General features: G+C 35.5%; 19 protein-coding genes. 9 read left to right on the top strand and 10 right to left on the bottom strand.

Annotated elements, in window-relative coordinates; translation table 11 throughout:
- Positions 1-7: 7 nt before the first annotated feature.
- The 3 genes from DES48_RS10105 to DES48_RS10095 all read right to left on the bottom strand — a co-directional run bounded on the left by DES48_RS10105 (position 8) and on the right by DES48_RS10095 (position 1,347).
- A complete protein-coding gene (locus DES48_RS10105; protein ID WP_079710906.1) occupies positions 8-370 on the bottom strand; it encodes a toprim domain-containing protein in 363 nt (120 codons plus the stop codon).
- Between the two features lie 108 nt (positions 371-478).
- Positions 479-865: a glycine cleavage system protein GcvH gene (gene gcvH, locus DES48_RS10100; protein ID WP_079710905.1), complete on the bottom strand. Its 387-nt coding sequence runs from the start codon at positions 863-865 to the stop codon at positions 479-481.
- A gap of 125 nt (positions 866-990) precedes the next feature.
- A complete protein-coding gene (locus DES48_RS10095; RefSeq protein WP_079710904.1) occupies positions 991-1,347 on the bottom strand; it encodes an arsenate reductase family protein in 357 nt (118 codons plus the stop codon).
- A 173-nt stretch (positions 1,348-1,520) separates the two neighbouring features.
- Between DES48_RS10095 and DES48_RS10090 the strand changes: the two genes are divergently transcribed.
- The 7 genes from DES48_RS10090 (at position 1,521) to crcB (ending at position 5,147) form a co-directional block, all read left to right on the top strand.
- A complete protein-coding gene (locus tag DES48_RS10090; RefSeq protein ID WP_113868922.1) occupies positions 1,521-1,793 on the top strand; it encodes a hypothetical protein in 273 nt (90 codons plus the stop codon).
- 18 nt (positions 1,794-1,811) lie between these two features.
- Positions 1,812-2,132, top strand: a complete 321-nt coding sequence (locus DES48_RS10085; protein WP_113868920.1) for a spore coat protein — start codon at positions 1,812-1,814, stop codon at positions 2,130-2,132.
- 235 nt (positions 2,133-2,367) lie between these two features.
- The gene (locus DES48_RS10080; protein WP_079710901.1) at positions 2,368-3,123 is read left to right on the top strand and encodes a metal ABC transporter ATP-binding protein; all 756 of its coding nucleotides are present in this window, start codon (positions 2,368-2,370) and stop codon (positions 3,121-3,123) included.
- A gap of 17 nt (positions 3,124-3,140) precedes the next feature.
- A complete protein-coding gene (locus tag DES48_RS10075) occupies positions 3,141-3,992 on the top strand; it encodes a metal ABC transporter permease (RefSeq protein WP_113868918.1) in 852 nt (283 codons plus the stop codon).
- Positions 3,992-4,417 carry a Fur family transcriptional regulator gene (locus tag DES48_RS10070; protein ID WP_079710899.1) on the top strand — a complete coding sequence of 142 codons (426 nt, stop codon included), beginning with the start codon at positions 3,992-3,994 and terminating at the stop codon, positions 4,415-4,417. Before DES48_RS10075 ends, DES48_RS10070 begins: the two co-directional genes overlap by 1 nt.
- Positions 4,390-4,794, top strand: coding sequence for a fluoride efflux transporter FluC (locus DES48_RS10065; RefSeq protein WP_079710898.1), 405 nt, complete (start codon positions 4,390-4,392; stop codon positions 4,792-4,794). Before DES48_RS10070 ends, DES48_RS10065 begins: the two co-directional genes overlap by 28 nt.
- Positions 4,791-5,147, top strand: a complete 357-nt coding sequence (crcB, locus tag DES48_RS10060; protein ID WP_113868916.1) for a fluoride efflux transporter CrcB — start codon at positions 4,791-4,793, stop codon at positions 5,145-5,147. Before DES48_RS10065 ends, crcB begins: the two co-directional genes overlap by 4 nt.
- Positions 5,148-5,184: 37 nt before the next feature.
- On the opposite strand, the gene DES48_RS10055 is transcribed toward crcB, so the two are convergent.
- Positions 5,185-5,988 (bottom strand): VLRF1 family aeRF1-type release factor, encoded by an 804-nt coding sequence (locus tag DES48_RS10055; RefSeq protein WP_113868914.1) that lies wholly within the window; start codon positions 5,986-5,988, stop codon positions 5,185-5,187.
- A gap of 116 nt (positions 5,989-6,104) precedes the next feature.
- On the opposite strand from DES48_RS10055, the gene DES48_RS10050 reads away from it, so the two are divergent.
- Complete coding sequence (locus DES48_RS10050) at positions 6,105-6,533, top strand: GtrA family protein (protein ID WP_079710895.1); 429 nt, start codon at positions 6,105-6,107, stop codon at positions 6,531-6,533.
- 76 nt (positions 6,534-6,609) lie between these two features.
- Here the strand turns inward: DES48_RS10050 and DES48_RS10045 are convergent, their stop codons facing one another.
- The gene (locus tag DES48_RS10045; RefSeq protein ID WP_113868912.1) at positions 6,610-7,029 is read right to left on the bottom strand and encodes a universal stress protein; all 420 of its coding nucleotides are present in this window, start codon (positions 7,027-7,029) and stop codon (positions 6,610-6,612) included.
- Positions 7,030-7,172: 143 nt separating this feature from the next.
- On the bottom strand, positions 7,173-8,645 hold the full coding sequence (locus DES48_RS10040; protein WP_079710893.1) for a SulP family inorganic anion transporter: 1,473 nt from the start codon (positions 8,643-8,645) through the stop codon (positions 7,173-7,175).
- Positions 8,646-9,111: 466 nt separating this feature from the next.
- On the opposite strand from DES48_RS10040, the gene DES48_RS10035 reads away from it, so the two are divergent.
- Positions 9,112-10,260, top strand: a complete 1,149-nt coding sequence (locus DES48_RS10035) for a glycosyltransferase family 4 protein (RefSeq protein ID WP_113868910.1) — start codon at positions 9,112-9,114, stop codon at positions 10,258-10,260.
- Here DES48_RS10035 and DES48_RS10030 read toward each other — a convergent pair.
- From DES48_RS10030 to DES48_RS10015, 4 genes are all read right to left on the bottom strand, one after another.
- Positions 10,257-11,180 carry a M14 family metallopeptidase gene (locus DES48_RS10030; RefSeq protein WP_113868908.1) on the bottom strand — a complete coding sequence of 308 codons (924 nt, stop codon included), beginning with the start codon at positions 11,178-11,180 and terminating at the stop codon, positions 10,257-10,259. The genes DES48_RS10035 and DES48_RS10030 overlap by 4 nt on opposite strands.
- 67 nt (positions 11,181-11,247) lie before the next feature.
- Positions 11,248-12,405 carry an acyl-CoA dehydrogenase family protein gene (locus DES48_RS10025; RefSeq protein WP_113868906.1) on the bottom strand — a complete coding sequence of 386 codons (1,158 nt, stop codon included), beginning with the start codon at positions 12,403-12,405 and terminating at the stop codon, positions 11,248-11,250.
- 111 nt (positions 12,406-12,516) lie between these two features.
- Entirely contained in the window at positions 12,517-13,746 is a 1,230-nt protein-coding gene (locus DES48_RS10020) for a methyl-accepting chemotaxis protein (protein WP_113868904.1), read from the bottom strand.
- Between the two features lie 118 nt (positions 13,747-13,864).
- A complete protein-coding gene (locus DES48_RS10015; protein ID WP_113868902.1) occupies positions 13,865-14,224 on the bottom strand; it encodes a response regulator in 360 nt (119 codons plus the stop codon).
- Positions 14,225-14,239 lie beyond the last annotated feature (15 nt).

Below are 14,239 nucleotides of genomic sequence, written 5' to 3'. Positions count from 1 at the left end.
GCACTCCTTACATAAGATAGATTGGATTAACAGTAATACGTCGACTGACTAAGGCTGTAGCTAATTCTGTTTCAGGTGTAGCAGCAACTTCACGAAATGTTTTATCGATATATATATGCTTTGCATGCGGCAATTCGATCGATAATTGTTTTCTAAGCTTATGACCCGCTTCATCTTCATCTACTAAGATAAATACCTCCCGATTATCTAAATCATAATCGATAATCATTTGTTCCATTTTTTCAATACCTAATGTCCCATTAGTACAAATAATGGTTAATGTATCGGTAATAATCTTTTCAATTTGGCGCTTGTCTGTACGTCCCTCCACAATCAAAACGGGCTCTAACTCTTCAGAATCAGTAAACATTCTCCGCAACCACCTTTACAAAATTCTTATAGTCTAGCTAGTCAATGCTGATATATAAGCACATCCCTTGTTTATACAAAAGTAACAAGGGATGTGTTTTTACTGATTTTACTCGTCTTCTTCAATCATTTTTTGATATTGTTCTGCTGTCATAAGTTTATCAATGTCAGCCGTATCTTTAGGTTCTAATACAATCATCCAACCTTTGTCATATGGTGTTTCATTAATAAACTCAGGACTATCATCCAATGCTTCATTAACTTCTATTACTTTACCACTAAGTGGTGCATATAATTCAGAGACTGTTTTTACTGATTCAACACTACCAAATGGCTGATCTGCTTCCACTTCATCACCCGCTTCAGGTAATTCAACAAAAACAATATCCCCCAATTCATCTTGGGCATGATCGGTAATACCGATGCGAACGTTATCTCCTTCTACTTTTACCCATTCATGCTCTTCAGAATATCGATAATCTTTAGGTAAACTCATAAAAAAACCTCCAAAAATTCTAATTCTTTTGCAAATGCAACTAAAAAATGCAAAGATACATACTTCTATATTGCTATTCACTAGTAACAGCTAGATTAAACTAGACTATCGCTACCAAGTATTCGTTACTTCCACGTCTCTTCAAATTGTTGCTCATTAAATCCTACTGTTACCTTCGTGCCATCAGTCGTAAGTGGCCGTTTCATTAGCATACCATCAGATGCTAAAACAGCCAATTTTTCATCATCTGACATCGTAGGAAGTTTATCTTTCAAGTTAAGCTCGCGATACTTTTTACCACTTGTATTAAAAAATTTTTTCATTGGTAATCCACTTACTTTAATGAAATCTTGTAATTGTTCTTTTGTTGGTGGATGTTCCACGATATGTATGTCATCGTAATGTACATTATTTTCATCTAACCACTTTTTGGCTTTTTGACAGGTCCCACACTTTGGGTACCAATAAAACGTTATACTCATCAACATTTCCTCCAATTTCTTTGTAACATACTACCTTTTAATTATTTACTTTCTGCTTACAGTATATAAGAGAACAAACGTACTTGACTAGTTATTTGCATAAATGAGGCATGTATAGTATGTCAAAAGCTACATAGATTACACATGAAGTTCGAAATAAGGAGGAAAACATAATGCAACAACAACCAGTAAATATGGGACAGATGCAACAATCCAACCATATTATGTATCAACCACCAACTATTGTAAGCAATAAAGATCTACTATATTTACAAGATATGATGGCTTGGAATTTAAATGCTGCCAAAAAAACCCATTTTTTTGCGCAACAATGTACCATTCCAGAGATTAAGTCAACTTTAGAACAAGTATGCCAAATGCATCAAAAACATTATCAAAAAATATTGCAACATACCAATTTACCTTCTAATGGTATGGTTCAGTAACGGAAAAGGAGTTTTTTCATGAATCAACAAAAAGTACAAAACCCAGAAACACAAGTCCCAAAAACACCTGAGATGAATGATCGTGACTTTTTAAATGATATGCTAGCAACTGAAAAATATATGACTCAATCCTATAGTATCGCTTTAAATGAAGCAAGTAATCAAACGTTTTACCAAGACTTATCAGCGATCTTTAATGAAACACAAAATATGCAACGCACACTTTATAATTTAATGTTCAAAAATGGTTGGTATAGTATAGACAAAGCAGATCAAAATCAAATTCAGCAAACCCGTCAGCAATTCAGTGCTTATACAAACCAATTGCCGGTTCATTAAACAAATTACCCCATTAGTTTCATTACTGTAAAAAGAATAAGTAGGTATATTAGTAGTCGTAATAGATGATTCCTCACAATGCAACATGGAATCATCTTTTTTTCGTTTCCTATAAGTTACTCTCTCAATTGTAGCCGCTTATGAATAATTAAAACGGAACTATTCTTATTTACATTCCACTACTAATAAGCTATAATAAGCAATGGAAAAATAAAGTTAGAAAGCTAGGTGTTATATGACATCTCCAATTGTTCGTATACAACATGTGAGCTATGCTTATGAATCAAATTATGCGCTCCAAGACATTAACTTAGAGATACCTCAAGGTGCATTTTTAGGGTTACTTGGTCCAAATGGTGGCGGTAAAACCACACTTATAAAGATTTTACTTGGCCTATTAAAACCTCAAAAAGGCACCATTGATTTGTTTGAAGAGAATATCAATAATTTCTCTAATTGGAACAAGATAGGTTATGTTTCTCAAAAAGCAAATACATTTAATCGTGGATTTCCAGCTACAGTAAAGGAAGTAGTATCAACTGGCTTAACTGCTAATATTGGCTATTTTCGCTTCTTTAAGAAACAACACAGACAAAAAATTGAACAAGCCGTCGATTTGGTAGGAATGAGTGCGTACTTGAATACCAATATTGGTGATCTTTCTGGTGGGCAACAGCAACGTATCTTTATTGCACGCTCTTTAGTTAGTGATCCATCGCTGCTTATTCTAGATGAACCAACTGTTGGAATTGATTCCAAACATGTTAGTAAATTTTATGACCTATTACATCGGTTAAATGAAGAAAATGGTATTACGTTATTGCTTGTATCACATGATCTCGGTACGATAACAAGCCATGCGAATGGCATTGCTTGTTTAAACAAACAAATACATTTTCATGGAAGTCCCGAAACGTTTGCACAACTACCTGAATATGAATTATCAAAAATCTATGGGCATTCGCTACAAGTGGTTACGCATGACCATTAAACGAAGGAAGTGGAAGTTTGTTAGCACAATTTTTTGAATATGAGTTTTTACGAAATACATTTTACACTGGTTTGTTAATTGGATTTATTGCTCCCCTATTAGGAACATTCGTGGTTGTGAGAAGACTTTCCTTATTAGCCGATGCTCTGTCTCATGTTACGCTGGGAGGAATAGCTTTTGGGCTATTTATGGAAAAAAAATATGGAATTCTGTTTCTTACCCCTTTTTATAGCGGGATGGGCTTTTCCGTACTCGGATCAATTTTTATTGAACGGTTGCGTACAGTATATAAAGGATTTCAAGAAATCGCTATTCCAATTATTTTATCAGGTGGTGTTGGTCTAAGTGTTATCTTCATCTCACTCGCAAATGGTTTTAATACCGATCTTTATAATTACTTATTCGGATCTGTTTCAGCTGTTAGTGAACGTGATTTGTGGACGATCATCATTATTACTATCATTGTCTTAACTGCCATAACCTTATTTTACAAAGAACTGTTTATGCTATCATTTGATGAAGAACATGCTGTTGTATCTGGGATTCACGCAAAGATTATCCATTTCATTTTCATTGTCTTGACTGCATTGGTTATTGCTGCTTCGCTTCGAATTGTTGGGGTCTTACTTGTGTCCTCCTTAATGACTTTACCGGTCGCGGCAAGTATTAGATTAGCAAAAGGTTTTAAACAAACCATTCTCTTTGCTGTCATTTTTGGTGAATTATCTGTTATTATAGGGTTAATATCTGGTTATTACTTTGAAATTCCTCCTGGTGGAACAATCGTGATGATTTCCATCTTAATATTAATTATTACGATATCTGTAAACAAGGTACGGGGTTACTTTACTAGAAAGAGGGCGATTTAATGAGAGTTAAAGAAGCTTTATCCACATTGAAAGAAAAAGGATATAAATATACAGACAAACGTGAAGTGATTTTAGAATTCTTTTTTAATGAAGACCGTTATCGTACCGCAAAAGATCTATTAAAACACATGGAACCCCAGTTTAAAGGAATTAGCTTTGATACAATCTATCGAAATCTTCACCTTTTTGATCAATTAGAGATTCTTGAATCTACTGAACTAAACGGTGAGAAACACTTTCGTATGAAGTGCGATAAACATCATCATCATCATTTCATTTGTAAAGAATGTGGAATTACCAAAGAAATTCATCATTGTCCAATGGAAGATATAAGTGAACAGTTACAGAACTTCATGATAGAAGGACATAAATTTGAAATTTACGGGATGTGCCCAGAATGTCTAGAGCATCCACCTACTCACTAATTGTATTTATTGGTCTAGGTGGAGCTATTGGTGCGACGATGAGATATGGCGTCGCACTTTTGTTTGCAGAACAATCTTTTCCCTATGAAACGATGATTGTAAATATTTTAGGTTGCTTTGTGCTTGGGTTCCTCTCCAATCATGGGAGCATTAAGAAAAAGCTACCACAGCCGGTATTGCTAGCAATTAATACCGGTATTATTGGGTCGTTTACTACATTCTCTACGTTTACGGTAGAAACTATTCATTTGATAACCGATCAAATTGTTGCTGGTTTTATTTACTTATTCGGAAGCATTGTTTTCGGTATCCTTGGATCTTTTGCTGGATATTTTCTTGCCAAAATATTATGTAAAGAGGAGGAGGTTATTCAATGAGCATCTTGTTAGTGGCAATTGGTGGTTTTGCAGGTGCCAATGCAAGATATTTCGTTGGTGTAACCTTTAATCGTGTTGATCCATTACGTCCGTTTGGAACTTGGATTGCCAACATTACTGGATCATTCCTGCTCGGCTTTTTATTTGTAGCAACTGACAATAACTTGTTACCTTCTATGATGTGGACATTGCTAGGAACAGGATTTTGTGGGGCGTACACTACTTTTTCTACTTTTGGCACAGAACTTGTTTCCATGCTAGTGAAAAAAGCCTATCGACGTGCTATTTTGTATGCTTTTTCTTCGGTAGCAATAAGTTTATTGGGCGTTTTCATTATTCTTGTTATCTATTAAAAAGGGATGGATCTTAACTAATCCATCCCTTTTTCTATTAACCTATTATTTTTTCTAATACATGGTGCTCTTCTTGATCTAAAATATTTTGGTGAATTACCTGATCGATATTTTTTTGCATATAAGAAGCAAGATCATTTGCTTCATGTTCTTCCCCAGCAACATAGATTTTTTCCCATTGCTGATCTTTTGCTTTTTTATCTAATGTTGGTGCAAGACGCTTATACCATCTTTTTTGATTTTCTCTAAAACGTTTATCAAATTGATCAGTTTGTGTGTTTTTTCCGCCTTTACCCATGCTTGCATCCGCATGGTGTGGTCCTTCATGCTGTCTCCAATCTTCCGTATCTAAGTCTAATTCAAATAATTTAGTCTCTTCTACAAAACCAAGTTCTGCTTCAATTGTTTTCACTTGATTTTGTTGAACAAGCACGATACCTAATCGTGGAAAGTCTCGATAAATTTGTTCTAACTGGTCAATCACTGGTGTTTCTTGCCAATAGAAGTTTGTCTCTACTGGTACTTGAACAATATCAGCTATCCAGACAGATTCATCTGAAGATGCAAATAAGATAACGCCTTTTTTTAGATCCTTTTGATTTTCTTGAAAAAATGTCTCCACTTGTTTACGTATTTTTTGAAAGTTGTGTAGTTCATCTTTATCTTCATCTTTAGTTAAATAATTTTCAAAACGATTTAAACCGTTTTTAAGGTGGATTTTCCATTCTCCACCCTGTTGATCGGGATCGGCAGGATCTGTATTTAAATACATGGTTAACACACTATTTGGTTTTTCTAATTTTAAATTTTTTAATTTATTCCACTGTTGTTTTAATTGCATTTTTGCTATTGCCTCCCTTAGAATGGATTTGTAATCCTGTTTAGTTAAGTGTATCCTTTATAAAGGTTATTCAAACATTTTATAACTAATTTTTCATAATTGAAGGGCGACCAACCATGGCAAAGCGATTTAAATGGCAAGTAGTACAATTTAGTGCAATAGGAATTAGTAATGCCGCAGTCGATATTTTATCATTAAATCTTCTATTAATTATATGGCCTACTACTGATGCAACCATACTACTTCTATTCAACACTATATCTTATACATTAGCGATCATAAATAGTTACATATGGAATACAAAATACACATTTAAACATCATGCTTTCTTTAGTAAGCGGGAATTACTTTTGTTTATTGGTCAAGCAATCATTGCACTTGGCATTAGTAATTTAGTTTTTCTAGGAATATTTGAGTTGTTGGAATTTCAATCTTTGATTGATATACCCATTTTCGTCATCCAAAATATTTCTAAAGGGGCAGCCATGTTTCTATCATCGACAGCTAGCTTTATCTTAATGAAATTTATTGTCTTTACCAAATAATTGAATGATAGGTACCTTACTTCAAAACAAAAAGCAGATGCGTTAGCTAAGTAGCCTTTCGCATCTGCTTTTTAAATTATTTAACAATTAAAACTGGGCATTCAACGCGTTTGGCAACTTTATGACTCACACTACCTAACACCATTTCTTGTAGGCTGTTTAACCCTCGACTACCAATTACACACACATCAAAACGGTTTTCATTAGCATATTTAACGATCGTTGGGCCTGGTTCACCATGTAGCATTTCAATATCATATGCAATATCTTTTTCTTTTATTCTCCGTTCTGAAATCGTTAATTTTTCTCTTCTACTTTGTTCGAGATCAATTGTATTGCTGTGATGTAAAACATCTGTTTTCGAAGTGGCACCATCAACCACATATAAAACAGTAATTGACGCGTTTGGATTATTTGCTGCTAATTGAACGGCTTGTTCACATGCTCGAATCGCATGTTCTGAACCATCCGTTGCTAATAAAATACGATTATACATCTGCTTCCTCACCTGCACTTTATCTATTTTTACCATTATATCAATCTTAAATCTTCTATGCATCCGTTATCAGAAATTAATTAAAAATAAAAAAACGCAGTTCACGCTTCGAATCGATCGTAAACTGAGTTTTATGGATAGGCTTAATGATTAGCAATTTTAGCTGCTGGTTTATGATAAGTCGCACGTTTCTCAACAAGTGCATGACTTTCGTCGTTTAATCCAATGACGCTAACTTTTTTGCCTTCTTCTTGGTACTTTAAGATAACTTTATCAATCGCACCTACGGCTGAATCATCCCAAAGATGCGTTTGCCCAAAATCTAATTCAATATGATCAACATTTTCTTTATAATCGAATTGCTTAGTAAATTCTGTTACAGAAGCAAAAAATAATTGACCAGTGATTTTATACACTTTTTTATTTCCACCTTCAACCATTATACCTTGCACATAGATTTTTGATATTTTAGCAGCGAAGAAAATAGCGCTAAGCACAACACCTATGACAACTCCAATTGCTAAATTGTGTGTGTAAACAACTGCTGCAACTGTAACAATCATAACGACTGCATCAGCTCTCGGCATCTTGTGCAAATTGGTTAATGAACTCCAATCAAAAGTTCCGATCGAAACCATAAACATTACACCAACAAGCGCTGCCATCGGAATTTGTACAAGTAAATCATTAAATACAATAATTAAAAGCATTAAAAATACACCAGCTACCAAGGTTGATAAACGACCTTTTCCACCTGATTTCACGTTAATAACAGATTGTCCAATCATAGCACAGCCTGCCATACCACCAAAGAAACCAGAAACAACATTGGCAATTCCTTGTCCTTTTGCTTCCGTGTTTTTATTACTGTCGGTATCTGTCATATCATCAACAATTTGTGCGGTTAAAAAAGACTCAATTAATCCTACAACAGCAATCCCTAAAGCATATGGAAAAATAATTGTTAGTGTTTCAAACGCAAAAGGAATATTAGGAATTAGAAATAATGGTAAACTTTGACTTAATTCACCCATGTCCCCTACCGCAAGAACGTCACTACCGGTGAAGATAGCAATTGCACTAATAACAACAATAGCAACTAATGGAGCTGGTACAACTGTGGTTAAACGAGGTAACAAATAAATAATTGCAAGCGCACCTGCTACCATCGCATACATCACCCATGTTGCTCCTTCAAAGTGCGGTAACTGGGATGTGAAAATTAAGATAGCCAACGCATTAACAAAGCCAATCATCACAGATCGCGGAATAAATTTCATCAAACGAGCCACTCGACCGAATCCAAAAGCAAGTTGAATCAATCCTGTTAAAATAGTAGTAGCTAATAAATACTGCAAACCATGCTCAGCTACTAATGAGCCCATTAATAAAGCAGTTGCACCTGTAGCAGCTGAAATCATTCCTGGCCTACCACCAGTAAAAGCAATAACGACAGCAATACAAAAAGATGCATACAAACCAACCATCGGGTCAACCCCAGCAATAATAGAGAATGCAATTGCTTCTGGAATCAAAGCAAGTGCCACTACTATCCCAGCTAATACGTCTCCTTTTATATTACTAAACCATTCCTGTTTAATTGTAGAAATAGTCAATCTAACACCTCTTTCTATCCATTTGTGACTTGAATTCTCATAAAATAAAACTCTAGCAGTGGGGTTTTTATTACGTCCCCAACGCTGAGGAAATACATCGATTTCAAAAAGTGACAGGAAGTTTTATTCACTTATACATTTTCAATTTCTCTAAAATGTATAAGTGACGGTACTACCGCCTGTTAAAATGAGATAAAAGTCATAACCGTTGAGAACAGAAAGTATCATACCATATCTCGTATAAATCACAAAACGTTATGTAAGCGTTTATCATACGGTTTTTTCTTTGACATTCTTTCAAATTCTACGAGATACTTTAAAATGCAAAAAGTGATTTTCATCACTATATACAGATAACCAATTTACTTTATCTGTTTACGTTTTTTTTACACAAATCCGGTCGTAATTTACAATATTATTTTATACATTAGAAGTATAGTGTTCAGTTATAAAAGGAGGAAGTTAAATGCGCATAGCTATTTTCACGGATACTTTTTCTCCTGATGTCAATGGTGTAGCAAATACACTAGAAAACTATCTAACCTATTTAGAGCAAAGTGAACATGAATACCTCTTTATTACTCCAGAAAAGCAGTTTAGCGAAAAAACAACGAACCAATCAATCTCTCATTCCTTTATTAGCATTCCTTTTTTTCTTTATCCAGAGTATCGTATCCATGTACCCAAAACGTCACAAATAAAAACAGCCATAAAAGCCTTTCAACCTGATATTATTCATGTTGTCACCCCCTTTACCATTGGGTTATACGGTATCAAATGTGCAAAGAAATACAATATTCCTCTCGTAGGCTCCTACCACACCAATTTTGATCAATATCTAAACTATTATCATTTTCAATTCTTATCAAAGACCATTTGGAATTACTTACTAAAAACCTATCAGCCAATGGACCGTGTGTTTGTGCCATCTGTCCACACCATGAATTTACTGAGAACAAAAGGATTTGAACAATTACAGTTATGGTCTAGAGGCGTAGACACCAACCTTTTTCAACCGATAATACCCAACAATAATGTGCGTGCCACTTATCAAATCCATGCACCTTACATTTTGACGTACACTGGTCGTTTATCTTCGGAGAAAAATATCGATCGATTGTTAGCCCTAATGCAATCAGAAACATTAAAAGCATATGATATTCACTGGTTGATCGTCGGAGATGGCCCACAAAAAACAGAGATGGAAAGTTACGGTTTCAGCAATGTATCTTATACAGGATTCGTCACAAAAAAAGAACTTGCCCAAATCTATGCAGCATCTGATTTGTTTGTTTTTCCTTCAGCAACAGAAACATTCGGGAATGTAGTACTTGAAGCATTTGCTTCAGGATTACCAGTAATAGGCGCTACCCAAGGAGCGGTCAACGAGTTAATAAACGATGGAACGAGAGGAATTGCTTGTGATCCAGACGACACTGAAGATTTTGTTAAAGGGATCAGTAGTTTATTGTGTCATCCTATGAAGCGCAAACAAATGGGAAAGAATGCAAGAAATTTTGCATTAAAAAAAAGCTGGAATCAAATATTTGATCAGCTTTTAGAAGATTATTATATGGTAATGTATCAACATTATAACCATACGAAACGCGCTTAATCCTGCGCATCTCTGTTCACGGCTAAAAGAAAAGGCACATATTTATTCGCTTGGTAAATTTGATCATAATGGTGTAATGGCACAGGATTTGGCCCAATGTAGGGCGCAATTTCAATCGTAAAACTTGGTTGCCGATAATGAGATATAAACCAATCAGTAAGCCCGCCACCACTGGGATCATCTCCCGGATAAATCAGCTTGTATCCAGTCAATTCTGCCAATTGCATTGCAATTTGTTCGGACTTAATCGCAAAAGCCGCACTGCTTTTATATTTCCAAAATATTTCTTCTCCTGAGGAGTGATAAGCCGCGGCTATTTTTATTTTCTTCGATTGAATAAATTGATAGATCGCTTTGCTTTCAGGTTCCGATAATGGTGTTACACCTTTAAAATTTGCCAAAGATGGCTCCCCAGGATCACTTTTAATTGCTTCCCAATCCACTGGGTACTGTCGATTAAGATCGACGCCGCGAATATTTGCTTTCCATGCTGTAAAGTCCTCTGAATAATTGTTCCAACGTAACAAATCTTCTTGGTGTTCAAACTGGCTTGCTCCTAATTGAACAAGGGTTACTCCGTCCGGGTTAACCATAGGGATAAACCAAAAACAACACTGTTCAAGCATTGTCTTTACCTCAAAACCTCTAAATGATTGCCTTGTTTCGGCCGCGTGCGCATAAGTTTCCATCATATCCATTAATAATGGCGTGGTTAACCATTCTCTTGCATGATGTGCTCCACTAAGCAAAATATTATCTATTCCTGTTCCTAGTTGGATAGCAAGGATCTTTCGCTGATCAACTGAATATCCTATTGTCTTCACTCGGATTAGTGTCGGATATCTATCCATCAAAGCCAAACTATCCTGACATAACTGTTCATACGTATATTGTTTTTTTGGACAAATTATCTTATCCATCAACAACCCCCTCCCTTCATCTTCAGTATATGTAAAATTAAAGGGGGTGATAGCTCTCGAAGTGAAGTTAATTAATTGCTCGTTTAGCCAGAATTTGTATGACCATATCATCCATCGGTGGGTTGTGTAAGCCAGCACGTACATCACGATAGTATTGCTCAAATTGGTATGTCTTAGACAATCCTCTTCCCCCGACAATACGCATAGCCAAATCTACAACTTCATTTGCAAGGTTAGTAATGACAGTTTTTACTGCAGCTAAATCCGGACCTAAATTTGCTCGTTTTTCTGGATAATGATCCCATTGATTAGCAACGCTATACATAAAATGATGGGCTTGGAGCAATTTTAAATCCATATCCCCAATTTTCTGTTGAATATGCGCTACTTCAGAAATAGGGGTAGACAGACTATTCGGTTGAAAGTTTTTTGCAAAGGCAATGGCATCGTTTCTTGCAGCAAGTGCAATGCCTAGATAACAAGCGGGAATATGTAATAACCAACCTTTGGCAGCAGGTTTCTTTCGTTGAGTTGATAGTTCAACCAATTGAGCTTCTGGTACATCTACATTAGAAAAAATAACGTCATTACTTCCTGTTCCTCGCATGCTTAACGTATCCCATGTTTGTTCGACAGTAATGCCACTTGATTCTTTTGCAATTAAAAATGTCCCTACGGTTTCTTTATCTTCCGCATATGCTGTCACTAAATAGTAATCAAGTACATCTGCCATCGTAGCGAATGTCTTTCTGCCGTTAATAATATAGTGTTCCCCTTGTTTAACCGCCTTGGTTTCAGGGATTCCTCCACGAGTCGGACTTCCTGTAGCAGGTTCTGTTGCAATGCGATTGACTAATAGTTGCTTAGAAGCAACCTCTTTAGCAAACCATTCAAATGTTGTATCATCCCATATGTTTTCTTCACTTAATTCTTTTATAATGCCTAAATGCCAACCGATTGATAAAGCAGTGGCACCATCTCCAACAGCTAACTGCTCTTGGACTAATAAAAATTCATAAAGAGATAATGCTTTCCCACCATAAACAGTTGGTAATGTGAGTGACAGATACTCGGCTTCTTTAAAATCGACTACAGTTTCCATTGGAAGTTTAGCCGTTTTTTCGGCTACATTAACACGTTGTTTTGCTTTTTCACCTAATTTATAAGCTAGCTCAACTAAGGCTTGCTGACGCGCATTACTAATAAATTGTTCTAATAAATTCATTTGTACAAATCTCCTTCCACTCATATTATCTCCATTTTATGCCATTTAACCTGTATTGAGAAGTCAAAAAGAGCAGAAACTTTTTAGCTTCTGCTCTTGGTCATTGGTACGTTATATTTTTAATTGTTCCATTTCTTGTTCTAATACTTGCTGTTCGTGACGAATTTGATTGACGGATTGAGTCAATCGCTCAAAAGATGTTGCGGTTTCTTCAATACCTGCAGCTGATTCTTGTGAAACAGATGCAATACTAGTAATTGAGTCATTAATAACCTTGGTACTATCTAATACATCATATAGATTACTAGCAACATCTTCAATTTCATTTCCGACATTAGTAATAATCGTATTTAACCGATCAAATGTCGATCCTGTAGTCTTAATTTGTTCTGAACCCTCATTAACGGCTTGATACCCTTTTTCCAATGTTTCAACAGCAGCTTTTGATTCAGTTTGGATACCATCCGTGGTATGCGTAATATCTTTAATGGAGTGGCTTACTTGTTCAGCTAATTTTCTTACCTCATCTGCTACTACAGCAAAACTTTTACCATGCTCACCCGCTCTTGAGGCTTCGATCGCTGCATTTAATGCTAATATATTCGTTTGTTCTGCAATGCCTTGAATGACGGTCACAAGTTTTGTAATTTTATCCGTCATTGCATCTACACCTTTTACTTTGTCTAAAGATTGCTTAATGGTTTCATCAATAACAGACATTTTATCTACCGATTGGTGCATCAAGTCTGTTCCTTCATCGGTAATCGATAGCATTGATTTTGATTCGGTTTTGATGTTTTCTCCATTTAGTACGACATTCATGATCGTGCTAGTAAAAAGTTGCATTTTTTCCGTTAGAGCTGTAGCAGAATTTGCTTGCTCTTCTGCACCACTAGCAATTTCACGCATGGTTGTCGTAATGCTCTCACTATCTTTTTCTAATACGTCCGTATGCTCGTCCATCGCACTACTGCGGTTACTAATTTTATCTGTAAGCGCAGTCATATGTGCATACATTTTGTTTGCCTTTTCATATGTTTGATCAATTGTTTCATTTATTTCAGCAAACTCGATATTTTTAGCATCGTAGATTAACGGGTCATTCGTTTGATCCATCGTTGCTTGTAATTTTTCTTTCACATTAGCTACTTGTTTCGTAATTCTTTGTGTCATGAAATGTCCGATTATTAAGCTTGCCACAATCGCAACAACTAATCCGATAATAAGCACCATTGATATATTGTCATTTTGCATTCCAGCGAAGATTGCATACCCTACAACAATCGTATGTAAGATAATAACGGCCAGAAAACTTATAAATAAATTAGTTCTGAGTTTCATATGTTAGACAACTCCTTAGACGGCTTCATTTTTTATTAAACCAAAGTAAAAATGATATTTTATTCCTATCACATTATAAAGGAAACGCAAAGATTTTACTCCTTGCGTTCTATTCCATTTATGAAAAGATTTTATCCAATGCTTGTTGGATACGTTCTTGATCAAAAGGTTTTACAATAAAGTCTTTTGCCCCCGCTTGAATAGCCTCCAACACCATTTGTTGTTGTCCCATTGCAGAGCACATAACAATTGTTGCATCTGGATCATTTGATTTAATTGCTTTTACAGCTTCTACACCATTCATTTCTGGCATAGTAATATCCATCGATACTAAATCCGGTTTTAAATCATTGTAAAGATCGATAGCTACTTTACCATTTTCTGCTTCCCCTACTACTTCATGTCCTAATGCTGTAAAAATATTTTTTAATTGCATACGCATAAACGCTGCATCATCTGTAACTAAAATTCTTGCCATATCCTACTACATCCT

The sequence above is a fragment of the Paraliobacillus ryukyuensis genome (assembly GCF_003315295.1).
Lineage (GTDB): Bacteria > Bacillota > Bacilli > Bacillales > Amphibacillaceae > Paraliobacillus > Paraliobacillus ryukyuensis.
The sequence above is the reverse complement of the archived record's forward strand: the minus strand, read 5'-3'. Positions and strand labels throughout refer to the sequence as shown.

What these genes read in the sequence shown, in the direction of transcription:
- DES48_RS10105 (WP_079710906.1), bottom strand. Translation starts at nt 370, where the DNA reads ATGTTTACTGATTCTGAAGAGTTAGAGCCCGTTTTGATTGTGGAGGGA.
- gcvH (WP_079710905.1), bottom strand. Translation starts at nt 865, where the DNA reads ATGAGTTTACCTAAAGATTATCGATATTCTGAAGAGCATGAATGGGTA.
- DES48_RS10095 (WP_079710904.1), bottom strand. Translation starts at nt 1,347, where the DNA reads ATGAGTATAACGTTTTATTGGTACCCAAAGTGTGGGACCTGTCAAAAA.
- DES48_RS10090 (WP_113868922.1), top strand. Translation starts at nt 1,521, where the DNA reads ATGCAACAACAACCAGTAAATATGGGACAGATGCAACAATCCAACCAT.
- DES48_RS10085 (WP_113868920.1), top strand. Translation starts at nt 1,812, where the DNA reads ATGAATCAACAAAAAGTACAAAACCCAGAAACACAAGTCCCAAAAACA.
- DES48_RS10080 (WP_079710901.1), top strand. Translation starts at nt 2,368, where the DNA reads ATGACATCTCCAATTGTTCGTATACAACATGTGAGCTATGCTTATGAA.
- DES48_RS10070 (WP_079710899.1), top strand. Translation starts at nt 3,992, where the DNA reads ATGAGAGTTAAAGAAGCTTTATCCACATTGAAAGAAAAAGGATATAAA.
- DES48_RS10065 (WP_079710898.1), top strand. Translation starts at nt 4,390, where the DNA reads ATGTCTAGAGCATCCACCTACTCACTAATTGTATTTATTGGTCTAGGT.
- crcB (WP_113868916.1), top strand. Translation starts at nt 4,791, where the DNA reads ATGAGCATCTTGTTAGTGGCAATTGGTGGTTTTGCAGGTGCCAATGCA.
- DES48_RS10055 (WP_113868914.1), bottom strand. Translation starts at nt 5,988, where the DNA reads ATGCAATTAAAACAACAGTGGAATAAATTAAAAAATTTAAAATTAGAA.
- DES48_RS10050 (WP_079710895.1), top strand. Translation starts at nt 6,105, where the DNA reads ATGGCAAAGCGATTTAAATGGCAAGTAGTACAATTTAGTGCAATAGGA.
- DES48_RS10045 (WP_113868912.1), bottom strand. Translation starts at nt 7,029, where the DNA reads ATGTATAATCGTATTTTATTAGCAACGGATGGTTCAGAACATGCGATT.
- DES48_RS10035 (WP_113868910.1), top strand. Translation starts at nt 9,112, where the DNA reads ATGCGCATAGCTATTTTCACGGATACTTTTTCTCCTGATGTCAATGGT.
- DES48_RS10030 (WP_113868908.1), bottom strand. Translation starts at nt 11,180, where the DNA reads ATGGATAAGATAATTTGTCCAAAAAAACAATATACGTATGAACAGTTA.
- DES48_RS10025 (WP_113868906.1), bottom strand. Translation starts at nt 12,405, where the DNA reads ATGAATTTATTAGAACAATTTATTAGTAATGCGCGTCAGCAAGCCTTA.
- DES48_RS10020 (WP_113868904.1), bottom strand. Translation starts at nt 13,746, where the DNA reads ATGAAACTCAGAACTAATTTATTTATAAGTTTTCTGGCCGTTATTATC.
- DES48_RS10015 (WP_113868902.1), bottom strand. Translation starts at nt 14,224, where the DNA reads ATGGCAAGAATTTTAGTTACAGATGATGCAGCGTTTATGCGTATGCAA.